The organism is Mycobacterium sp. NGS59 (assembly GCF_059812345.1).
Genome location: NZ_JCALCN010000010.1, coordinates 97,624 through 119,281, shown reverse-complemented (window position 1 = coordinate 119,281; position 21,658 = coordinate 97,624). Strand labels below are relative to the sequence as shown.

Annotated in this window: 17 protein-coding genes and 2 pseudogenes; 9 read left to right on the top strand and 10 right to left on the bottom strand. The window is 65.6% G+C overall.

Translation table 11 applies throughout. The features are described 5' to 3' along the window. Window positions 1–87: 87 nt before the first annotated feature. The 6 genes from AC5Y46_RS13755 to AC5Y46_RS13730 all read left to right on the top strand — a co-directional run bounded on the left by AC5Y46_RS13755 (window position 88) and on the right by AC5Y46_RS13730 (window position 4,489). Window positions 88–1,311 carry a cytochrome P450 gene (locus tag AC5Y46_RS13755; RefSeq protein WP_499991665.1) on the top strand — a complete coding sequence of 408 codons (1,224 nt, stop codon included), beginning with the start codon at window positions 88–90 and terminating at the stop codon, window positions 1,309–1,311. Between the two features lie 116 nt (window positions 1,312–1,427). Beyond that, window positions 1,428–1,835, top strand: a complete 408-nt coding sequence (locus tag AC5Y46_RS13750; RefSeq protein WP_499991783.1) for a hypothetical protein — start codon at window positions 1,428–1,430, stop codon at window positions 1,833–1,835. A gap of 50 nt (window positions 1,836–1,885) precedes the next feature. After that, on the top strand, window positions 1,886–3,082 hold the full coding sequence (locus AC5Y46_RS13745; RefSeq protein WP_499991664.1) for a cytochrome P450: 1,197 nt from the start codon (window positions 1,886–1,888) through the stop codon (window positions 3,080–3,082). Continuing rightward, entirely contained in the window at window positions 3,079–3,273 is a 195-nt protein-coding gene (locus AC5Y46_RS13740; RefSeq protein WP_499991662.1) for a ferredoxin, read from the top strand. The genes AC5Y46_RS13745 and AC5Y46_RS13740 overlap by 4 nt, the downstream gene beginning before the upstream one ends. A gap of 44 nt (window positions 3,274–3,317) precedes the next feature. Beyond that, a complete protein-coding gene (locus tag AC5Y46_RS13735) occupies window positions 3,318–4,106 on the top strand; it encodes a heavy metal-binding domain-containing protein (protein WP_499991660.1) in 789 nt (262 codons plus the stop codon). Then, window positions 4,106–4,489, top strand: a complete 384-nt coding sequence (locus AC5Y46_RS13730; RefSeq protein ID WP_499991659.1) for a DUF5073 family protein — start codon at window positions 4,106–4,108, stop codon at window positions 4,487–4,489. Before AC5Y46_RS13735 ends, AC5Y46_RS13730 begins: the two co-directional genes overlap by 1 nt. A gap of 26 nt (window positions 4,490–4,515) precedes the next feature. Here the strand turns inward: AC5Y46_RS13730 and AC5Y46_RS13725 are convergent. Continuing rightward, window positions 4,516–5,921: pseudogene (locus AC5Y46_RS13725) on the bottom strand (WS/DGAT/MGAT family O-acyltransferase). Window positions 5,922–6,113: 192 nt separating this feature from the next. Here AC5Y46_RS13725 and AC5Y46_RS13720 point away from each other — a divergent pair. Further along, complete coding sequence (locus AC5Y46_RS13720; protein ID WP_499991657.1) at window positions 6,114–7,040, top strand: antibiotic biosynthesis monooxygenase; 927 nt, start codon at window positions 6,114–6,116, stop codon at window positions 7,038–7,040. Here AC5Y46_RS13720 and AC5Y46_RS13715 read toward each other — a convergent pair. After that, on the bottom strand, window positions 7,030–7,911 hold the full coding sequence (locus AC5Y46_RS13715; protein WP_499991656.1) for an SDR family NAD(P)-dependent oxidoreductase: 882 nt from the start codon (window positions 7,909–7,911) through the stop codon (window positions 7,030–7,032). The two genes, AC5Y46_RS13720 and AC5Y46_RS13715, sit on opposite strands and share 11 nt — an antisense overlap. Before the next feature lie 39 nt (window positions 7,912–7,950). Then, the gene (locus tag AC5Y46_RS13710; RefSeq protein ID WP_499991654.1) at window positions 7,951–10,782 is read right to left on the bottom strand and encodes an MMPL/RND family transporter; all 2,832 of its coding nucleotides are present in this window, start codon (window positions 10,780–10,782) and stop codon (window positions 7,951–7,953) included. 205 nt (window positions 10,783–10,987) lie between these two features. Here AC5Y46_RS13710 and AC5Y46_RS13705 point away from each other — a divergent pair, with 205 nt between their 5' ends. After that, a complete protein-coding gene (locus AC5Y46_RS13705; protein WP_499991653.1) occupies window positions 10,988–12,064 on the top strand; it encodes a hypothetical protein in 1,077 nt (358 codons plus the stop codon). 348 nt (window positions 12,065–12,412) lie between these two features. Next, window positions 12,413–13,120, top strand: a complete 708-nt coding sequence (locus AC5Y46_RS13700; RefSeq protein ID WP_499991781.1) for a DUF4344 domain-containing metallopeptidase — start codon at window positions 12,413–12,415, stop codon at window positions 13,118–13,120. A gap of 267 nt (window positions 13,121–13,387) precedes the next feature. Here the strand turns inward: AC5Y46_RS13700 and AC5Y46_RS13695 are convergent. From AC5Y46_RS13695 to AC5Y46_RS13665, 7 genes and pseudogenes are all read right to left on the bottom strand, one after another. Then, window positions 13,388–14,690: pseudogene (locus AC5Y46_RS13695) on the bottom strand (hypothetical protein). Continuing rightward, window positions 14,690–15,454, bottom strand: a complete 765-nt coding sequence (locus tag AC5Y46_RS13690; protein WP_499991651.1) for an SDR family NAD(P)-dependent oxidoreductase — start codon at window positions 15,452–15,454, stop codon at window positions 14,690–14,692. Before AC5Y46_RS13690 ends, AC5Y46_RS13695 begins: the two are co-directional and overlap by 1 nt. After that, window positions 15,451–17,793 (bottom strand): CaiB/BaiF CoA transferase family protein, encoded by a 2,343-nt coding sequence (locus AC5Y46_RS13685; RefSeq protein WP_499991779.1) that lies wholly within the window; start codon window positions 17,791–17,793, stop codon window positions 15,451–15,453. Before AC5Y46_RS13685 ends, AC5Y46_RS13690 begins: the two co-directional genes overlap by 4 nt. Window positions 17,794–17,798: 5 nt before the next feature. Then, complete coding sequence (locus AC5Y46_RS13680) at window positions 17,799–18,767, bottom strand: enoyl-CoA hydratase/isomerase family protein (RefSeq protein ID WP_499942575.1); 969 nt, start codon at window positions 18,765–18,767, stop codon at window positions 17,799–17,801. Window positions 18,768–18,803: 36 nt separating this feature from the next. Continuing rightward, on the bottom strand, window positions 18,804–19,640 hold the full coding sequence (locus tag AC5Y46_RS13675) for a mycofactocin-coupled SDR family oxidoreductase (protein ID WP_499991649.1): 837 nt from the start codon (window positions 19,638–19,640) through the stop codon (window positions 18,804–18,806). Beyond that, window positions 19,637–20,842, bottom strand: a complete 1,206-nt coding sequence (locus AC5Y46_RS13670; protein ID WP_499991647.1) for a cytochrome P450 — start codon at window positions 20,840–20,842, stop codon at window positions 19,637–19,639. Before AC5Y46_RS13670 ends, AC5Y46_RS13675 begins: the two co-directional genes overlap by 4 nt. 123 nt (window positions 20,843–20,965) lie before the next feature. Next, window positions 20,966–21,652, bottom strand: a complete 687-nt coding sequence (locus AC5Y46_RS13665) for a TetR/AcrR family transcriptional regulator (protein ID WP_499942871.1) — start codon at window positions 21,650–21,652, stop codon at window positions 20,966–20,968. Window positions 21,653–21,658: the final 6 nt, after the last annotated feature.

Genomic DNA, 21,658 nt, shown 5'->3' with positions numbered 1-21,658 from the left:
GCACGTCCGGCCAATAGGCACGTTGGCCGATGGTCGCCGGCCGTTTTCCCCGGAGAGTGAATCCATTCCGATCCGAGGAGCGACGCCATGCCCACCGATATTTTCGACCTCGCCCTGCCGGCCATCACCTATCACGACGCCCGTGACCCCGACGAGATCCACCGTCTGATCGGGCAGGCACGCCGGCAGTCCCCGATTGCTCAGGGACCGTATGGACCCGAGGTGCTGAGCTATGAGTTGGTCCGCGCGATGTTGCGCGACCCCCGGTTCGCGATGCCTCGCGGGATCGGACTGGCGGTCCAGGGAATCGAGTCCGGACCCGTCTGGGACCGGGTCTGTCGGCTGCTCATCAGCCTCGACGGTGCCGAGCATCATCGGCTGCGGCGACTGGTGTCGCGGGCATTCACACCCCGCGCGGCAGCGCGGATGCGCAACGCGTGCACGAAGGTCATCACCGAACTGGTCGACACGTGCGCCATCGAAGGGCGCTGCGATCTGGTCACCGACATCGCGCGGCCGTATCCGGTCCCGATCATCTGCGAGCTGTTGGGCGCGCCTCGGCAGGACTGGGAATTGTTCTCGACCTGGGCCACCGACATCAGCAAAGCGTTCGGGGCCAACGTTGCCGCCGAAGAAGACGCGATCGTGCGGGCCTGGCAACAACTCGAAAACTATGTCGAGGAGCTGATCGCGCGCCGACGGGACTGTCTGGCTGAGGATCTGATCTCCGAACTGATTCGCGCCGAGGAAGACGGCGACCGCCTCACCCATGACGAGATGGTGAATCTCGTTGCCATCCTGCTCAACGCCGGAACCGACACGACCCGGAACCAGTTGGCGGCTGCGGTGCAGGTGTTGTGCGAGCATCCCGACCAATGGGCGAAACTTGCCGCGCATCCCGAACTGGCCGCGCAGGCCGTGGAGGAGTTGATCCGCCACACGCCCATCGTCGTCGGCGCAATACGGCTGGCCACCCAGGACATCGAGCTCGGCGGTTTTCTGGTGCCGGCCGGCACTGTCGTCGTCGCCAACACGGCTTCCGGAAATCGCGACGAGACGGTCTACGACAGTCCCGACCGGCTCGACATCACCCGGGCGGCACCACCGCCCATGCTGAGTCTCGGTGGCGGCGTGCATTACTGCCTGGGCGCACACCTCGCCAAAGTCGAACTCGCCGAGGCACTTCGAGTGATCACCCAGCGCTTGACCAACCCACGGCGCGTCGGTCCGGCCCCGTGGAAAGCGCCGACCGAACTCAGCGGACCGATATCGCTACCGATGGCGTTCGACACCCGACACCCCGCATCTTGATCGGCTTCCCCGGTTCGGCAATCCTCATCGAAGGATTCGTGGACGAGCCGAAGGAGGCCGACGTGGCCGGTGTGGGGCAGATCGCGTTGAACAGCGCGCCGGTCTTGGGTGGTGTGATGCTCGCCGTCGCGGCCGGGCAATTCCGGGGGCCGGACTTTCGCGGCCTGATCAAGCAGGACATGGATCTGCTCGACCGGCTCCCTCCGGAAGCCACCAAGCGCCGCGCCGAACTGCAACGCACGATCGACGCCCGCATCGACGACCTGGTCGAGGCAGCGGACCGCGGACGCGCCATGCGCAAGGCAGCGGTGTCTTACCACGGCAATTGGCGCGACATCGTGCTGCTGGTGTGTGTCCTGCTGTTCATCGTGATCTGGTGGGACGTCGACCACAGCCGCAGCAACTGGATGGTGACGTTCATCCTGCTGATCCTGCTGTCGATCGTGACGGCGGCGTACGCGTTGCGCGGTGTGCTGCGGGCGATTGCTTCGTTTCTGCACCGACGAAGCAGCGACGCCGGCTGAGAAATGAAAAGGTAATTGCCCCCCGTCGGCGGCGGTGCCAGGCTGACAACATGACCGAAGCCGAGGGGTTCGTCGACCAGGAGTATGTAGACCAGTCCATCGTCGGTCTCGCCGAGCCGCAACCGATGTACAAAGCGCTGCGCGAGTCAGCCCCGGTGTTCCGGTCCCCGCAGGCGGTGGTGCTGAGCCGGCTTGCCGATATCGAGATGGCGCTCAAGCGGACCGATCTGTTCTCGTCGAACATGGACGCGGTCGATCTCGGCACCATACGTCCGCTGATCCCGCTGCAGATCGACCCGCCCGACCATGCCAAGTACCGGCGCATCCTGGATCCGCTGTTCACGCCACGGGAAATGGCCAGACGCGAACCGCAGGTCACGGCGCTGGTCAACGAGCTGATCGACAACTTCGCCGGTCGCGGCGAATGCGATTTCCACACCGAGTTCGCGGTGCCGCTGCCCTGCACGGTGTTCCTGCAGTTGCTCGGCCTGCCGCTGGACGATCTCGACCAGTTCCTGGAGTGGAAGGACGGCATCATCCGGCCGGACGGCGCGGCCGACTGGGACGAACGGCATGCGGCCTCAGCGCCAGTGGCGCAACAGATCTACGAATATTTCGACCGCGCCATCGACGACCATATCGCCAGTCCTCGCGACGACGTCCTGTCCGCAATGATCGCGACCCACTTCAAAGACGACAAGGGCGCAACCCTCACCCGCGAAGAGCTGCTCGACATCTGTTTCCTGTTCCTCATCGCCGGACTGGACACCGTGACCGATTCCCTGGACTGCTTTTTCGTGTATCTGGCCCGGCACCCCGAACACCGGCATCAACTCGTCGAGCAGCCCGACATCCTGCCGCATGCAGTCGAGGAGTTACTCCGCTGGGAGACACCGGTCCCGGGCGTCGTCCGGGTGGCCATGCAGGACGTCGAGGTCGGTGGCTGCCCCATCAACAAGGGCGACCGGGTCAGCCCGCTGCTGGGTGCGGCCAACACCGACCCGGCCGAGTTCCCCGATCCCGAATCGGTGGACTTCAACCGCAACCCGAATCGGCACCGCGCCTTCGGGGGCGGCCCACACCGCTGCCTCGGATCCCACCTGGCGCGCATGGAGTTGCGGGTGGCACTACGCGAATTCCACCGCCGCATACCCGATTACGAGATTCCGCGGGGTACCGAACTGAAGTACACCGCCGCGCTGCGCTCGGTCGAGGCGCTCCCGCTGACGTTCCCGGTGGCGCGATGAAGCACATCGCGGTCGATGCCGACCGCTGTGTGGGCCATGGCCGGTGTTATTCGCTCGCCCCCGACGTCTTCGACGCCGACGACGTCGGGCATTCGATCGTGCGGGTCGAGCAGGTGTCGGGCGAGCTGGAGCAGCACGCGCTGGCGGGTGCGCAGAATTGTCCCGAAGAGGCGATCACCCTCACTCCGTGAGCCCCTCGCTACGCTGACGCAAACCAGAGAAGGGACGCCTGCCCATGGAGCCAACCTCGCTCGATCCGGTCGCCAGCGAACGGTTGTCGCATGCCGAGAAGTCGTTCACGTCGGATCTGTCGATCAACGAGTTCGCGCTGCTGCACGGCGGCGGGTTCGAGCCGATCGAGCTGGTGATGGGTGTCTCCGTTTACCACGTCGGGTTCCAGTTCACCGGCATGAGGCAGCAACAGGAGTTGGGCGTGCTCACCGAAGCGACCTACCGGGCGCGCTGGAATGCGATGGCGCGCATGCAGGCCGAGGCCGACGCGCTCAAGGCGGACGGCATTGTCGGGGTCCGACTGAACTGGCGCCACCACGGCGAGGGCGGCGAACACCTGGAGTTCATGGCGGTCGGCACCGCGGTGCGCTACACCGACAAGCCGGGAGCGTTCCGGCGACCCAATGGTCAGGCTTTCTCCAGCCACCTGTCGGGCCAAGACATGGTGACGTTGCTGCGTTCCGGGTTCACGCCGGTGGCCTTTGTGATGGGCAACTGCGTGTTTCACATCGCCGTGCAGGGTTTCATGCAGACGTTGCGGCAGATCGGCCGCAACATGGAGATGCCGCAGTGGACGCAGGGGAACTATCAAGCACGTGAGCTGGCGATGTCACGCATGCAGACCGAGGCGGAGCGCGACGGCGCGACCGGTGTGGTCGGGGTGCATTTCGCGGTCTCCAACTACGCCTGGGGTCACCACACGGTGGAGTTCTACACCGCGGGAACTGCGGTGCGGCGCACCGGAAGTGGCGAGACCATCAAGCCCACCTTCGTGCTGCCGATGGACAAGTGATGAGTGACCTGGACACCGAACGGGTCAGCCGCACCATCGCGGGCGCGCTGGCCGGTCCCGGCGGGGTCGCGTTGGTGGTCAAGGTGTTCGCCGGGCTGCCCGGAGTGATACACACACCGGCCAAACGTGGCATCTTCTCGTCCAATCCGGAGCGCATCCAGATCGGCGACTGGCGCTACGAAGTCGCCCGCGACGGACGACTGCTCGCCGGTCACATCGTGAACGGGATCGTCATCGCCGAAGACACCCTGCTGGCCGACGCCGTCGGTCCGCACATCACCCGTTCGCTCAGTCAGATCGTGGCACGCTACGGAGCATCGGTCATCCCGAACATCAATGCGGCCGTCGAGGTGCTGGGCACCAGCACCGGATACCGGTACTGAGATCCGGAAACGGTTGCGCTGCAACCCTATTCGTCACCGTCCACCGGCCGGGCGCGGCGGTCGGGGCACTCGAGCAGTTCTTTGAGCGCATCCGGGAACGCGTCGGCTATCTCCCAGAGATCGGGCAGCAGGTCGGGACAGGACAGGATGCCGATACCGAGTTCGCCGTTGAGCGACATGACGGTGATGTTGAGACCGGCGCCGCCCAGCAGCGGGCCGACCGGGATCATCGAGTCGATCTTGCTACCCAAGAAATACAGCTGCCCTTGCGGTCCCGGCACGTTGGACAGGATCAAGTTGTAGACGGGGCTGGTGCTCAACGGAATTCGCGGCAGTATCCGCATGGCGGCGCCGAACATCGTCTGCCCGCCGAACTCGGTCCAGTCGTGCAACAGGGTCGGGCCCATGGCCGCGGTGTGGTCTTTGGCGGCGTTGTTTCCCGCAGCGATCGCGCGAATACGCTCGGCCGGGTCGCTGATCTGACTCTCCATCCGGCAGAACATCCACGTCGTCTGATTGCGTCCCGGACGGTCGGACTTCTCCCGCACCGACACCGGCACGGTGGCGACCAACGGAATGTCCGGCAGTTCGTTCCGCTCCAAGAGGAAGCGGCGTAACACCCCGGCGCACAACGCCACCACCACGTCGTTGACCGTCACCCCAAACCTGTTCTTCACCCGTTTGACGTCTCGCATGTCGAGTTGGGTGTAAGCGATGTTGCGGTAACGCGTCAGCGTGCCGTTGAACGGCGTCGACGGAGCGCTGAACGGTGCGGCCATGGTGCGGCCTTCACGCGCTCGCAGCACCGTCTGCAAAAGCGTCAGCACCGTCGCCGGCACCACCGTCGCCAGTCGCAGCGGTCGCTTCGCGAAATTCCACAACCCGCTACCGGCAATCTGCAGCGCAGTTGCCGGCCCGGCGCCGCGGACCGGCAAGGGTTCGGGCGCCTCGGGCTGCAAACTGCACAGCTGCGCCAGCAGGTTCGCTCCGGCGACTCCGTCGACCACGGCGTGATGGACCTTGAGCACCACGGTCAATTTCTCGGGGTGTGCGGCGCCTTCGATCACCCACATCTGCCACAGCGGGCGATCGCGGTCCAGCGGCAGCCCTGCGACGTGCCCGCAGATCTCGGAAAGTTCCCGGCGGCCTCCCGGCGCCGGCACCGCGACCCGGTGCAGGTGGCGTCGCAACGAGAAGTCCTCGTCGTCGACCCACACCGGGTGATATCCGGATTCAGCTGTGTATCAGCCAGTTTCATGCGGAACTCCGGGACTGCCTTGACCTGCTTGGTCAGCGCAGCCCGCAACCGGGCATAGCTGTAACCGCGTGGCATCGTCGACGTATCGAGTTCCAGGACGCAGCACACATTCAACGGTTGCGTCGGTGTCTCCATATAGAGGAAAAATGCGTCAAGTCCGCTTAAACGTTCCATTTAGTCGCCTGCTCAATAGATGGCGTGCAGATTTCGCCCGAAGTCCCCGGCTCCCCGTCGAGTCCGTGCCCCGGGGTCCCGCGACGCTTACCCGCTTGATCGATTCACTAAACCGATCGCCCGCGGCCGGCGAGCTGTTCGACTGCCGAGTCGATCCGGATCCTCGTACGACGGCGGTGGTAGACAACTGACATGACAGCTGGTGCCACCGCGATTTCCATCTTCCACCCACCAACCGATCCCGGCGCTTTCGACCGGTGGGTGGATGGTTACCGCGCATCGGCTCGTCGCGCTGCGGGCTTCCTCGGCGCGCGCCAATCCGTGCGGCACGGCGAAGAGCTGGATCACGCCGTCGCGGTCTCGTTCGACAGCACCGACAGGCTGGACGCCTGGCTGGACGGGGCCGACCGTCGCGAAGCACTCGCCGATGGTTTGACCCAGGGTTTCGGGCGGTCGGCGGCCGACCTGGTGTTGGCACACGGCGAGCTTCCGCCGGACAGCGCGGCCGTCTTCCTGCACGACGTGGCTGCGGGTAAGGACGCCGAATTCGTAGCCGCGCAACATGATCTGACGCTGGTGAGTTCAGCGTTTCCCGGTTATGAAGGAACCGCGCTGTTTCCGGCGGACGCGTCCGGGCAATGGATGTCGCTGCTCCGCTTCCGCTCCGCCCGGCACTTGAGCGGATGGATGCGCTCCCAGGAACGTCGCCAAGCGTTGCCGCGCCTGCGCGACGAGTTGACCCGCGACTTCGCCGAATTGCCGCGCAGTGCGCCGTTCGGTTCGACCGTCCGCATCGCCGACGGCCAGACGAAGATCACGCCGGGCTGGAAGACGGCAATGCTGGTGGTGCTGTGCCTCTACCCGACGGTGATGCTGCTCTCCGCATACTTGGCACCCGCGCTCGATCGGCTCGGGCTCGCGCAGTCGCCGGCAGTCTTCGTGGGCAACGTCGTCAGTGTCCTTCTACTGCAATGGGTTCTCGTCCCGGCCGCGTCACGGCCCTTCAGGCGCTGGCTCGATCCGATCGACGGGGCGCCGCCGGGAATAAGCCTCACCGGGGCCGCGGTGGTGGCCGTGGGCTACGTCGCGCTCGTGCTGCTCTTCTCGCTCATCGGGTAGCTGAAGCGCCGATCATCTCGTGCAACTCGGCCAGCGACCACGGCGGGCTGACGTTGTGGTCGCGGTAGCCCAGCAACTGCGGCTCCGGCCGCTGGTATCGGCCGACGAAACCCCCTGCGGCAACGAAGATCTGCCCGGTGACGTCACGCGCGAGATCCCCGGCGAGGTACCCGTAGAGAGGTGCCACGAATTCGGCGGGAGCGGGGTGCAGCGACGCGCGCATCGTCATCTCGTCGAGGAGTCCGCGGTGGTGCAGATCGGCGATGTGCGATTCGTATTCGGGTCCGGTCGACAGGCGTGTCCGTGCGCCGGGACACACCACGTTGGCCCGCACTCCGTCGGCTTTCAGCTCCGCGGCGATCGCCATCGTCAGCGCATTCACTGCACCTTTGCCGGCGGGATAGCCCGTGCCCCCGTAGTCGCCGAGGAACGCCGCCGATCCGGTGTTGACGATCGCGCCGTGGCCCTGCTCTGCCATCAGCGGCGCCGCCAGCCGACAGGTGTGGAATACCGTGCCCAGATGCGAACCGATCAGGCGATCGAACTCCTTCGGGTTGATCCGCAGGATTGAGGACTGCGGCGGTTCTGCGATACCGGCGCAGTTGACCAGGATGTCCAGCCGGCCGAACGAACTCGTGCAGGTCTCGATCAACGCGGCGGCGACCCGTTCGTTGTCGGCCGCCCCGCTGACCGCAACGGCTTGACCGCCGGCGGCGGTGATCGCGTCCACGGTCTGCGCGACGGCATCCGGGTCACGGCCGTTGACCACCACGGAAGCACCCAGACTGCAGAGCAATTCGGCGACCGCACGCCCGATACCGCGGCTGCCGCCGACCACCACCGCGGCCTGGCCTTCCAGCCGCAAGCTCATAGCGTCTTTCCTCCCAAAAATGTTGGGACAGAAATAGATTCACGCACTGATCGGCTCGAGTTCCTCCTCGGCGGCGACCGGTCGTCGTGGCCACCAGAGAAAGCGGTCGAGCACCACCATCATGGCCGGCAGCACGAACGCGCGCACCACCAGGGCGTTCAGCAACAGCCCGAGGCCTACCGTGACGCCGATCTGCGACACGCTCAACACACTGCTCGGGGCCAGCGCGATCATCGTGATTCCCACCACCACTCCCCCGGCAGCGACCACCCCGCCCGTCGCGGCGAACGCGCGAATGATGCTGGTGCGCAGGCCCGCCGGCAGTCCCTCGCGGATGCGCAGGGCGAACAGCAGATTCCCCCCGGATGCCATGCCGACCATCGACACGAACGCGATCGGCGGTACCGACCAGTGCAATTCGTGCTGCAGCAGGCGGTGCCAGATCAGCACGCTGGCACCGAGGGCACAGACATAGGACGTCGCGATGGTGCCCAGCACCACCAAACCGGCGATCGGACTGCGCAACAGCGCGGCGGAGATGAACAGGATCACGCCGAACGTCAGCACCGCCAGCAGAACCAGATCACCGCCGATGACGTCTTGAAGGTCGCGGGTGACCGGTCCGACGCCGGTGAGTTGGATAGCGGTGGATTTCAAAGTGCCGTCCCGGGTTGCATCGGCAACCGCAGCGGCTATCGCCCGGGCTCGTACCGCACCCTCGTCGCCCCACTCGTGCCCGTTGCCGTAGACGTACAGCCGAGTGGCATGACCGTTCGGCGAGAAGAACTCATTCAGCGCGGGACGCATGTTGGGGTCGGTCAGGATCTTCCGGGAGGCGTAGAGGTCGACGCCGGGGCTGCCTTGCGAGATGGAGACGAGGCTGTGCAGGTAGGTCGGCAGTTCTTGCGCCGACACCGGACGGGGGTGGTTCAGCACCTCCTTCACGCTCGCGGCCAGCGCCCGCGTCTGGTCCATCTGGCCGCTGAGACCCAGCAACGCACTCGGCAAACCCGGTAGACCCGACACCGCTGCCGCGTCGGCGATCTGCTTGGCGAGTTGCTCGGCGGTGTCGACGAGGTTGTTCGAGCCCTCGACGACGGCGCCCGACCACTGCACCGCCTCCTGAGCGGCCGAACAGACCGGAGTCGTGCGGCAGCCGGTGATCGCGCCGACGAACCGGCGCAGTGGATCGAAGATCTCGGAGACTTCCGCGGAACGATCCCGGATCTTGGTGACGGCTTCCTGCGTCAGATGAACCGCCAGGCTGACACCACCGATCGCGTAACTACCCGCATAAGCGCCGGACTGAATCAGATCGAGTCCGTGGACCAGCTCTCCCACCGCGGCGTCGAGTTTGACGAAGGTCGTGTCCCGTGCCGCGACCAGGTCGCCGAATTCGTCGAGGCGGTCACCGACATTGCCTCCGGTCGCGGTCAAAGCGGCCTGCTTGGAGACCATTCCGCCCGGGTGACTGGCGGACTGCACCATGCGCACACCCGAGATCGCCATGACCGTGCCGGTGATCTGTTCGATGGCGGTCACGCCGGCGGGATTGCGGATGTCGTGGTCGGTCTCGATCGTGACGACGTTGGGCAGCAGTTGGTTGGGCGGGAAGTGCCGGTCGACCAGGTCGTAGCCACGGCGGGATTCGGATTTGGCCGAGGTCGCCGTGATTTCGTCCCACCCGATCGGCACACCGGGCAGACCGATGATCAGGATCAGCACCAGAATGCCGCTGGCGACCAGAATCGGCGCCGGCCAACGCGCCACCTGGATTCCGATTCGTCGCCACCGGCGCCTGAGTCGTTCTGCCTGCGGCGGTCTGATCAGGTCCGCCCGGCCGGCGAGCGCGACGATGGCCGGCGTCAGGGTCAGCGCCGACAGGCCGGTCGCGAGCACGCCGATCGCGCACAGAAATCCGGTCGTTGCGAACATGCTGATCCGGGACAGGCTGAGCCACGCCAAGGCACCCAACGGCGCGACGACCATGATTATCGAGCCCACGATCGCCGGCGCCACCGCCCGGTACGCGTCGGCGAGCGCGTCGACCGGCGGGAGATCCTGTCGTCGGCGTTCGTGGTAGCGCCCGATCAGAAAGATGGCGAAGCCGGTCCCCGCCCCGACGGCCACCGCGACACTGACCGACAGCGAGAACAACGAAATGCTGATGAGCTCCTGGGCGGCAAGATGGGACACCACCGGCTTGGCCACGGCCAGCGCGACGATGACCGACACCAGAGGCACCATCGCGGTGATCATCGACCGGTAGACGATCAGCAGCAGGACGAGCAGCACCACGACAGTCGTGGCGGTGATGACCTGCGTCTGCCGGTCGATTGCCTCGAACTCGTCCATGATGGTGGCGCCGGGTCCGCTGACGTAGACACGCAAACCGTCGGGCGGGTGCGATTGCGCGACGACCGCGCGCACCGCGTTGATCGAGTCGACGGCTTCCGAGGTGCCGATCATGCCCACCAACCGCAGGGGCGCGGTCATCACATGACGGTCCTCGCTCATTGCCGCGTCCGCCGTGACCGGTACCTGCCACCAATCCGTCACCTGCAGGACGTGCGCGGTGTCCGCGCGCAGGGCCGCCACCAGCTTGTCGTAGAACGCCCGGTCCCGGTCGTCGAGAGTTCCGTTGCGCGCCAGGATCAGGTAGTCGACGTTGTCGGTGGGCGCTTGCTCGAAGGCCGCCGCCGAACGCTGCACCGCCAACGATGTGGCGGTGCCCGACGGCATGAACGTCTGATCCTCGTCGGCGACGACCTGCTCGAGCGGCGGAGTGAGGCTGTTGCCCGCTACCGCCAACAGCGCCCAGACACCGACGATCAGCAGCGCAAACCGATAGATGAACCGGCCGATCAGCACGTGAACCTCAGCCGCGCCGCGCCAGCGGTGTCACGCGGCGCCTCGTAGGAGTGCAACTGGTGCATCACCTTCTCATTCAAGACCGACCCCCGGACAAAGTCGGCTAATTCAACCACCACCGTAATCAGATCGACAGTGGTTTCGTGGTCGACGCAGCCGCTGTCGTCAAACCCGGGCGTCTCCGGGCTCGATAGGGTCTTGCGTCATGGGTGCCGGGCAGTTCCTGTGGCGACGGGTGCTGGCCTTCGACCGACTCGGTTCCCGCATCCCGCAGCTGATCCAAGTCTGGCTGTTGGAGTTGCTCTTCGCGCTGCCGTTGATGTTCTTCATCGGAAAGTTGATCGACATCCATGGCGCTTTCGGGGTGCCCGGCACCGGTGAACGGCTCGACACGGTGTTCTGGGGAGCCCTGGTCGTCGCGCTGATCTTCGGGGCTCTGTTCGTACGGTCCTTGGTGCAGCCCCGAATGGTCGAGGGATCCTGGACGCCGACGGTCCACGCCGACGTGGGGCCGGTAACCGTCTACGGCGGCAACCGGGCCTGGACGGTGACCTATCCGTTTCTGACCAGCCACCCGTCCTACGCGCTGCTGTTGCTGCTCACGGCACCGATCCCGGCCGTGATGGTCGCCGCGACTGCCAACCAGGGCGACAGCACGTTCTACTTCCGGGTCTGCGGCATCGTCGGACTCGCCATCCTCGCCGTCATGGCGCTGGCGCGCATCCTGTCCTGGTACGTCTTCCGGTTCGGGCGCCGCGACCTCGACGAGCAGCTCGCCGGAATGCCGATCTCGCAGGCCCGCCTGGGTTGGGAGATCGCGTGGAAGCCGGTGCTCGTCTTGTTGGCGATGATGTACGCGATCGTCTGTGTCCCGCTCGGCGTCATGTGGGTCAAGGAGCAACACACCATAGCCGCCTTGCCCGTCGTCACCGTCGTCGACGCGCAGCATCCCGGCGACTACCGGCGGGTGCGGGGGACGGTGACGTCGGGTCCGATCTATTGGGCGCCGCGGGGCACCGGCCGAGGCGGCAACAACTATGCGGGCGCCGGCGTGCTGGTGCGGCTCCCGTCCGGCGGTGACGCATTGTTGCTGGCCGAGGCGTTGTCGGTGCCCGACTTCCGGGGTGTGATGGCCGACGCCCGCGGCGGGGCATTGCAGGCCACCGGAAAGGTGGTCGACGACATCACCGCCGAGCAGCGGCGATATTACGGCTTCGACGAAAGCGCCTTCCCCCAGCCGACATCAGGGGGCCGGGTGATGCTGCTCCTGTCGAATCCTTGAGCCGTCCCGAAAACCGTTCAACGACCTGCTGACCGGGTTCGCCGCGCAGCCGATCTACGCCGCGAAACGCCCATCTCGCTGCGGCGTTTACCCCCGTTCTCGAAGCCGAGTGTCGTAACGTTCTCACCGGTCCCGGGGCAGACCACGAGAAACGGCACCGCATCATCGAAGGGGGTCAGCGGCATGCGCAGGCCAGTCATCGTCGTCGCCGCCTGCGCCGCACTGGTGGCGGCCGGGTGCGGCGGGTCGAAGAACACCTCGCACCATTCCGACGACAGGTCGCCGGCGGCCGAATCGGCGGAGACCACGTCGATCACCGCGACCAACGAGCCCCCGGTGGCGGCCAAGATGACAATCCGCTACGAGGACGCCACCACCCCCGAGGCGCAGCGCGGCCGCCAATTGATGGTTGACGCCAAGCTGCTGGAAAGCGTCGCCGGGCACGTCAACGACACCCTGAACCTGCCGCACGACGTCGGGGCGGTGGGCAAGCAATGCGGTGAGGCCAACGACTACTGGGACCCCAACCTCAACGAGATCCAACTGTGCTACGAGGACATCCAAGAGAGCGAGGCGCGATTCGCGCGTTTCGAGAATCCCAATCCGGCGCTGGCCGCGGTCAACGCGACGATTTCGGGGTTCTATCACGAGCTCGGCCACGCCACCCTGGCCATCTACGAGCTCGCGTTCACCGGTCGGGAAGAGGACGTCGCCGACCAACTGTCGGCCTTCGAACTGCTGGACCCCGGCGCGGACGGAAAGCCCTACCCCAACGGGGTGCGCATCGCGACCGATACCGCGCAGGACTGGAAGCTCAGCGCCCGGGAGGCGGGCGATGCGAACGAGCTTCCCTTCTGGGACGGGCATTCGATGGACATCACCCGCATGTACAACTGGGAGTGCTGGATCTACGGGTCGGACATCACCGCCAATGCCGACATCGTCAGCTCCGGAGACCTGCCGGAAGACCGCGCCGGCAATTGCGAGGAGGAATTCCGCAACATGTCCAGGGCGTGGCACCAGATGTTAGGGCCGCATCTGAAGAAGCCCGGTTAACAGCGTCAGCAGCCGCTGCCGTGTGAGCGTGAAGCCTGGGTTTTGAGTGTGAATCCTGGGCGTTGAGGGTGAAGCCTGGGCGGGATTTTTGTCGATTTCCCCGCCCTGGGCTCACTCCGAAAGCCGTGACTTCACAATCGAATCCAACGATTCACACCGAAACCGCGCAGCGGCTGACGCGCCTCACCCCGCAGCAGGAAACACGCTGGAACTCATCACGACCCCCTCAGCGTCAGCGTAATCGCCGCGTCCTGGAGCAGCTATAGCTCAGCGCCGTGCTGATTTTTCTTCGGCCAGAGCTAGTTCGAGCAACTCACCAACGCGGTGCCGTTCCCATAGGTTGAGCAGATTCGACAACATCTGCAGTGGCGCGCGGACACTTTCGTCGTCCCTGATGCGGGGGTCCTTGCGATCAGCGGGAACGTCCGCGCCGAATCGCTTGCCGATCAACGCCGGTACGTCCAGCAGCCAGGCGACACCCATCGCGGCCGCATAGAGCAGGGTGTGGCGGCGCAGCCTGTCCGGGTCCAACTCCGGTCCGCCGTGACCGCGCACTTCGTTGGCGACCAGCCGCAGCAGCGCGTCGAAATGATCGTTCCACAAGTCGGTTTCGGCGCCCGACATGGCTCCCCAGATGGCCATACCGAGGTTCATCTGGCCGACACAGCCCCAGTCCAGTAATCCGCAGCGCAGCACGCCGCCGGGGTCGCGCCAGAACCAGGCGTTGTCCACGTTGGCGTTCCAGTGGCACAGCGCAACGTAGTCGGAGTCGTTGGCGAGCAACCGCATTACGGTGCCCTCGTGCTCGGCGATGCGTGGCACGTCCTCGCGCAGCCGGGCCACAAACATCGGATCCGCCACGTTCGCGGGCAGCAGCCCAGGCGCGACGTCGACGAAATCAGCCAGCTGGGACAACCTGCGTTCGAGCTGGTCCGTACTGAGCACACGGCGCTCCCCCACCGTGGCGCCCCGTACGTCCAGCGGAAAGTGTGCGGTCAGGTATGCCGGCAACCGACCGGAGCGGTGAGTTCCCGCCAGCCGGGCCAGCGCGGCCAACAGTGCTCCATAGTGTTCGGCGGGCGCGGGCATCTCGTAGTCGAGGCACTTGTGATATTGACGCTCAATCCCGTTGCGGCCGAACTCTATCCGCTCGGTGATCAGAATCCCGGTGCCGCTCGCCCGCTGATAGTCGGCAAACAGCGCGTGCGGCACCGAGATTGGGAACGCCGGTGCACGGGACAGCGCTGCGAACCGGACTTCCGGCTCCATCTGCGTCTTGCCGCGATCCCGAATCGGGTTGCGCAGATCACGGGAGAACTTCACGAACAGCTCGGTATGCAGCGCCGGGCCGGGGCTGGCGTATTCGACCGACAGTGCCACTTTTGCGTCCGGTACTTCCGGCGTCGATCTCGTCGAAAGCCGTGACGTCGGAGACGAAGTTGTCGGCAGCCAACGCTCCTGACGCCCGGAATGCGTCGGTCAAGAACCGTGGGCCACTGTCACGTAACGCGCTGGGCTCCAGGGGAATCATCAGCCCGCTGTCGTCGCCGGGGATCCATCGGCCGTCCATCACCAGGTCTGCTCGGCCGCACGCACCAGCATGTGGTTGACCGCCACCCGACGGTCACGAGTGACCATGTACAGCACGGCATCTGCGATGTCCTCCGGAACGAGCTTGACCATATCGGCGGTTTGCCGCTCGAACGCGTCGCGGGAGGGCGCGGCCAGATGCGTGAAGATCTCGGTGTCGACGGTCCCGGGTCCCACCACCCCGACCCGGACCCGCTTGGCGATCATCTCCTGCCGGATGCCCTCGCTGAACGCGTTGACACCGAATTTCGTCAGCGAGTAGACCGCCGTGCCCGGTCGGGCCACCCAGCCCGCGGTGGAGCTGACGGTGACCAGGTCGGCCACTCCACGTGGTGAATCCGCAGCCGCCGCAACAAGATACGGCAAGGCGGCACGGGTGACGTACAGCACCCCCTGGACGTTGACCGCGACCATGTCGTCCCAGTCCCGCAGTGATGCCTCGGTCGCGGCTCCCGGCTGCATCAGGCCGGCATTGTTCACCACGATGTCGAGCCGGCCCAGCTCGGTCACGGCGCGTTCGACGGCGGCGGCTACCTGCTCGGCATCGGTGACGTCCGCGGGCACCGGAAGTGCTGTGCCGCCGCTGGATTCGAGTTCGGCCTGCAGGGCCCGCAGGCGGTCGGCCCGCCGCGCCAACAACGCCACCGCGGCGCCTTGCGCGGCCAGCGCTTTCGCCGTCGCAGCACCGATGCCGCTGCTCGCGCCCGTCACCAGTGCTGCGGTGCCGGCCAGTTTTGCCGTCATGTTCGGGCATCCGATCGTGGTTCGGTGCGCACGATCTCGCGCAGCACATATTCGGTGTCCTCGCCCAGGTTCGGTGCGCCGCGCGTGATCTGCGCCGGGTCACGGGCCATCCGCCAGGACGGTCCCACGATCGGGCGCTGACCCTCGCGATGATCGCTGACGAACCGGTACAGCTCGCGGTCCCAGAGCCGTGGGTCGCTGATCACATCCAACGAGGTGGCGCTCTTGCACGCCGCGACACCCGCTCGGCGCAGCCGGCCGCTGAGTTCGGCGGCTTCGTGGTGTCGGGTAAGCAGCGCGATTTCGGCATCCAGCTCCTGCGCGTGCCGGAGCCGACCGCCCGACGTCGCGTAGCGCGTCTCGGTTGCCAGCAGCGGCGCATCGAGCACCCGGCAAAACCGTTGCCATTCAGCGTCATCGGCAATGGCCACACTGATCCACGTGTCGTCCGCGCACGGGTAGCAACCGTGCGGGCACATGTCGGGGTTGGTGTTGCCGACGGGTACCAGCGGCTTTCCGGTGAGGCTCTGTTCGAGCAGGCTGTCCCCGATCATCGAGGACAGCGTCTCGACCGCCGCCACGTCGACGAATTGACCGGTGCCGGTGAGTTCGCGATGCAGTAAAGCCACCACGGCCGCATAGGCCGCGGCCGCACCGACCGTGGAATCGCCGTAACGCATGCTCATCCCGAGCGGCGGACCACCCGCATAACCCACCAGCGCGGCGAGCCCGGCCAACGCGGCGAAACACGGCGCATACCCGGTCTGATGCGCTTGCGGACCGTCGTTGCCCCACATTTTGATCGATACCGCGATGATGTCCGCATTGATCGCCGCGAGATCCTGAAAACCCAGACCCTGGCGCTCCATAGCCCCAGGGCGCAGGTTGTTGATCACGATGTCGCTCTGCGCGATCAGCTCACGCAGTCGCGCCCGTCCGTCCGGCGTCTTGATGTCGAGGTCGACGCTGCGGATCTCGGGGTTGATGCTCAGGAAGTAGGGCGCGTGGTCGATGTCGGTCCCCCCGTAGGCGCGCATCTCCTCGGGACTGCTCGCGGTCTCGACCTTGATCACTTCGGCACCCAACAGCGCCAGCAACTTTCCCGCGTATGGGCCGGCCCACACCTTGGTCAGCTCGACGACCCGCACCCCTTGCAGTGGTCCGCCGCGCTCCGTGCCAGGCCGGGCGGGCCGCGACCGCGGCGTCGGTCCGACGCGGCGATCGGGGCGGTGCAGGATCTGATCGGTGTGCTGCCCGAGAGTTGGTGCGGCGGAGACGAGTTCGGCAGGAGAGGCACTCAGCGCATACGGGACGCCGGGATAGGATCCGGTGCCCAGCACCGGGTGCCGCAACGTTCGGAAGAAGCCGCGGTGCCGATACTGAGCGGATCGACGCAGATCCTCGGCGTCGTTGACCGGGACCAGCGGAACCCCCAGCCGCTGTGCGCGCTCGGCAGCGGACTCCTTGTCCAGGTTGCGAACCCATGCGGCGAATCCACGCTGGAAAGTGTCGACCTTCGCGGCCGTTACCGAGAACTCCAACCAGTCATCGTCGAACTCATCCAACCAAACCGGTTGGTCCAGCAACGCTTTGATGCCCAGCCAGTGCGCGCGGTTGGTCACGTACAGATAGACGAAGCCGTCCGCGCACGCGAAGAATGACGCTGGGCCCCGCTGGTCGTAATCGCCGCGGTCACCGGTGGCGGGATCCTCTCCGGCGAGGAACCGACCGACGATGCAGTCGGCTCGCGACACCAGCACGGCCTGTGCGGAGACGTCGATGGATTCACCCTGGCCGCGTCGCAGCCGTCCCAGCAGTGCGGACACGACGCACAATGCCGCGTCGAGCCCGGCCTCATAGTCGGCGAGAAATCGACCGGGACCCTGCAGCGGCGGCGCGGCGCGGTCGGCATGACTCGGGGTGTGGTAGCCCCAACCGCTGGCGTGGAACACGTTGATACTCTTGGCGTTCTCGAACTCTCCCACGCCGAACGGCGTGATCGAACAACACACCATGGCTGGGTGCCGGGCAGCGAAGTCCGCGGCGCTCGCGCTCAGCACGACGTCCGCTCCGCCGATCAACCGCTCCAGGCGGTGCATACCCGCGGAATCGGTGACGTCCAGCTCCACCGAGTACTTGTTGGTGTTCAGGTAGCCGAACAGCGCACTGCCGTCGCGTGTTTCGGCGACGACCGGTGACATGACCCGGGTGCGGCTGCCAACCCCCGGCGCTTCGATCTTGACGACCTCGGCGCCGAAGTCCGACAACAACTTTCCGCAGTACTCGACCGCCACCGAGTCGTCCAACTCGACGACGACGATGCCGGTCAAGGCCGACACGGCGATCAGGGCTTCTGACGACCCGATCGGCTCAACCGCCACTCCGGGGGAAAGTTCATGTCGTTGTCCTTGACCACATTGTTCAAACCCTTCTCGAAGGTGCCGGCGGTCAGGTCGACCTCTTGCGCATCGTTGGCGATCATCGGCAGCATTCCTTCCACCATGCCGGTGAGCAGGCTGCCGAAGTATTCACCCTTGTGCTGCTTGTAGAGCTCCAGGAAAGTCTTCTGCACCGCGACGGTGTCGGTCGGGCGGGAGCGCGAACAGGCGAGCGCGTATTTCTCGGTCTCGGCTTCCAGCTTGTCGCGGGGCACCACGCTATTGACGAATCCGCAGTCGTACATCTCCTTGGCGCTGAACGGCCTTCCGGTGAACAGCATCTCGGAGAACTTGCGCAGCCCCATGGTTTCGGCCCACCACCACAACCGCGGACCCCAGCCCACGTAGCGAAAGGCGGGGTGACCGAAAAGCGCGTCGTCCGAAGAGATCACCAGGTCGGCGTCGCCGGCCTGGTAGAAGTGCCACCCGTAGCAGTAGCCCTTCGCTTCGATGATGCTGATCTTGCGTAGTTCTTGAAGCGGGCGGTTTCCGGCTCGTGCCTTGGCGTAGAAGTCGGTGACGGTGGACAGGTACCGGTACGACCCGCCCGGTGGGTATTTGACATCGTCGTCGTTGATCGCGAGTTCGTGCAGCAACGGCATGCCCGGGTTCTCGAGCATCCCGCGCTGTTCGGGCAAATCCCCGCCACTGCCGAAATCCTCGCCCTCACCCCGGATCACCACCACCTTGACGTCGTCGTCCACGTTGCATTTGTGGATCAGGTCGGCGTAGTTCTGCCGCATGCCCAAGGTGGTGGAGTTCTGGGCGTCCGGACGGTCGAAGGTGATGTAGGCGATCCGGTTCTTCACATCCTTTTCGAACTTGATGTACTGCTCGGCTTCCTTCTTCATCTCTTCGTAGTCGTATTCGGGCATGGGTTCTCCAGTTCTGTTGCGTGGTTGAGTCAGGGATTACTTGAGCAGTGCGCCCGCGTCGACGGGCAGCGAAACACCGGTGATGTAACGGGATTCGTCTGAGGCCAGGAACAGCACCGCGTTACTGATGTCGACGGCCTCCACCCACGGCACCGGCAGCGTGTGCGTCATCTGGGAGAACGGCGCGAAGTCCTCGGGTCCGGGATTTTCCAGGTCCGGCCGAAACAGCCGAAACGTCACCTCGTTCATCGTCATCGGGGTGTTGACCTGGCTGGGGTGGACCGAGTTCACCCGGATCATGTGCTGACCCAGCTCGACGGCGAAGCTGCGCATCAGACCCATCACACCGTGCTTGGCGGCGATGTAGTGGCCGGTGTAGGCAAGCGCCTTGTGCGACCCGACCGAGCCGGTCAACACGATGGAGCCGCCCTGCTTGCCGGCGATGATATGTGGCACACCGGCTTTCACGGTTTTCCAGACGCCGGAGAGGTTGACGTCGATCATGTCCTGCCAGACGTCCTCGCCGATCTTGTGCAGCTTGTTGCCGAAGGTGCCGATGCCTGCGTTGGCCACGACGACGTCGAGCCTGCCGAGTTGTTCCACCCCACCGTCCACCGCCGACTTGAGGGCGTCGTAGTCGCGGACGTCGACCTGGGCGGTCACGATGCGCCGGTCGAGTGCCTTCACCAGGTCGGCCGTCTCGGCGAGATCGTCGGGCGTGGCATGAGGGTAGGCGAGATTCTCGATGGGCCCGCAGATGTCGACCGCGATGATGTCGGCGCCTTCCTGGGCCAGGCGCACCGCGTGACTGCGGCCCTGGCCGCGCGCGGCGCCGCTGATGAGCGCCACTTTCCCTTCGACCCGACCGCTCATCGAGACACCTGCGCCGGCATGGATTCCCAGCCTCGCACCGTCGACGTCGGGCTGAGGTGCGCGTTCGTGAGATCGACCTCCCACTCCGGGAAGCGTTTCAGGATTTCTTCCAAAGCAATACGTCCTTCCAGGCGAGCCAGGGCCGATCCCAGGCAGAAGTGGGTGCCGACGCTGAAGGTGAGGTGCGGACGAGCGGGACGGTGAATGTTGAATTCGTCGGCGTCAGGCCCGAATTGGCGCGGATCCCGACATGCGGCGCCGATCAGCATCATCATCACCGAGCCCTCCGGCACCGTCTGCCCGTACCAGGTGACATCTCGGGTCACGTACCGCGAAACATGCGGAGCGGGCGGCTCGTAACGAAGCAACTCCTCGATCGCCTGCGGGATCAGTCCGGGATCCCGGGCCAGCTCGCGACGCTGGTCGGGATGCTCGGCCAATACCTTGCCCGCCCAACCGATCAGCCGGGTCGTCGTCTCGTTGCCCGCTCCGGCGACCACATTGAGATAGACCAGGATTTCGTCTCGCGTCAGGTGCCGCGTGGTGCCGGATTCGTCGACGAACTCGACATTGAGCAGTTCGGTCATGATGTCGTCGGACGGATTGTCTGCGCGCCAGTCGATATAGGCCGCGAACTGCTCCCCCACCGACACGCCCTGTTCGGCAGCCCGCATCGGTTGGCCTGCTTCGGTGCGCAGCTGGGCGTTGCCCCGGTCGCGGATGTATTCCTGATCGTTCTCGGGAATCCCCAACAGCGCGCTGATCACCTTCATCGGCATCTGAGCCCCAAGGTCGGTGACGAAGTCGAACTGGCCGGCGCCGATACAGGGATCGAGGCACTGCGCGCAGAAGTCACGGATCATCGGCTCGAGTGCACTGATCTTGCGCGGGGTGAACATGCGCGACAACAGCTTGCGGTGCACGTCGTGAACCGGCGGATCCTCGAAAATCAGTAATCCCGACGGGATGTCGAGGTTGGCCTTGATCAGCTCCAAGATCGCACCGCGCGCGGAACTGAAAGTGGCGTGGTCGACGAGCGCCTTGTTCACATCGGCGAACCGGCTCAGCGCGAAGAAGTCGAACTGCGCGTTGTAGTAGAGCGGCGCCTCTTCCCGCAGCCGCGCGAACATGGGGTACGGATCGGCGATCAGGCCGACGTCGTAGGGGTCGAAGCGGACCTGGCTGTCGGTGCTTGTCGTCACGAAAGCTCTCCTACCACTGGCGTTTTGACCCGACCCGGGCTGCGAGCGAGGTCATAGAAAGCCATTCTCTATACTCGTAGAGAACCACACGTCGGGTGCCGTGGCAAGACCGAATCCGCGCATCTAACCCGGTGCTTTGGTGTTGCGGCGGCGAGGCGGCGGGGGGTCGCCGGCACCGGTCAATTGGCCCTTCATCGGGCTTTTGAGAACACCGCTGGCGATGGCCGCCAGGATCCGGTCGAGTTGCTCTGCGCTGTCGATGATTCGGTCGCCGTGGGCGAAGCGCAGCAGCAGACCGTTGATGAAGGTCAGCGTGACGTTGCTCAGATCTTCCACAACGGCCGATTCCAGCTCCGCCCCATGGGGCATCAGTTGCACCAGGATTTCGCGGTGCAGCTTGGTGAACGCGTCGGTTCCCTGGGCCAGCGTGGCCGCCAACTGAGGATCACGCGCGGCCTGCATCGTCAGCTCGTATCTGGCCCGGGTCCGGGACAGTTCCGGCTCCCGGCCGGACTGGATCACTACCTGCGACAGCAACGAAGGCGATCGCTGCGCGCGGCCGGCGTCGGGATCGTCGGCCACGGACTGCAAGTTCGCCAGATCCAACTCGGCCAGGCGTTCGGCGACCGCGAGCAACAGCGCGGACCGGGTCCGGAAGTAGAAAGACGTCGTCCCGGCGGGCACCGCCGCTTTGCGGTCGACCTTCAGATGGCTGAGCCCCTTGGCGCCGTCATCGGCCAACAACTGGATCGCCGCGTCGCAGAGATCACGGCGGCGCTCGGCGGGATTGGGTTTGCGGCGCTTATCCACGGCGCC

Coding starts and splice junctions, on each gene's coding strand:
- AC5Y46_RS13755 (WP_499991665.1), top strand. CDS start 88: ATGCCCACCGATATTTTCGACCTCGCCCTGCCGGCCATCACCTATCAC.
- AC5Y46_RS13750 (WP_499991783.1), top strand. CDS start 1,428: ATGCTCGCCGTCGCGGCCGGGCAATTCCGGGGGCCGGACTTTCGCGGC.
- AC5Y46_RS13745 (WP_499991664.1), top strand. CDS start 1,886: ATGACCGAAGCCGAGGGGTTCGTCGACCAGGAGTATGTAGACCAGTCC.
- AC5Y46_RS13740 (WP_499991662.1), top strand. CDS start 3,079: ATGAAGCACATCGCGGTCGATGCCGACCGCTGTGTGGGCCATGGCCGG.
- AC5Y46_RS13735 (WP_499991660.1), top strand. CDS start 3,318: ATGGAGCCAACCTCGCTCGATCCGGTCGCCAGCGAACGGTTGTCGCAT.
- AC5Y46_RS13730 (WP_499991659.1), top strand. CDS start 4,106: ATGAGTGACCTGGACACCGAACGGGTCAGCCGCACCATCGCGGGCGCG.
- AC5Y46_RS13720 (WP_499991657.1), top strand. CDS start 6,114: ATGACAGCTGGTGCCACCGCGATTTCCATCTTCCACCCACCAACCGAT.
- AC5Y46_RS13715 (WP_499991656.1), bottom strand. CDS start 7,911: ATGAGCTTGCGGCTGGAAGGCCAGGCCGCGGTGGTGGTCGGCGGCAGC.
- AC5Y46_RS13705 (WP_499991653.1), top strand. CDS start 10,988: ATGGGTGCCGGGCAGTTCCTGTGGCGACGGGTGCTGGCCTTCGACCGA.
- AC5Y46_RS13700 (WP_499991781.1), top strand. CDS start 12,413: ATGACAATCCGCTACGAGGACGCCACCACCCCCGAGGCGCAGCGCGGC.
- AC5Y46_RS13690 (WP_499991651.1), bottom strand. CDS start 15,454: ATGACGGCAAAACTGGCCGGCACCGCAGCACTGGTGACGGGCGCGAGC.
- AC5Y46_RS13680 (WP_499942575.1), bottom strand. CDS start 18,767: ATGCCCGAATACGACTACGAAGAGATGAAGAAGGAAGCCGAGCAGTAC.
- AC5Y46_RS13675 (WP_499991649.1), bottom strand. CDS start 19,640: ATGAGCGGTCGGGTCGAAGGGAAAGTGGCGCTCATCAGCGGCGCCGCG.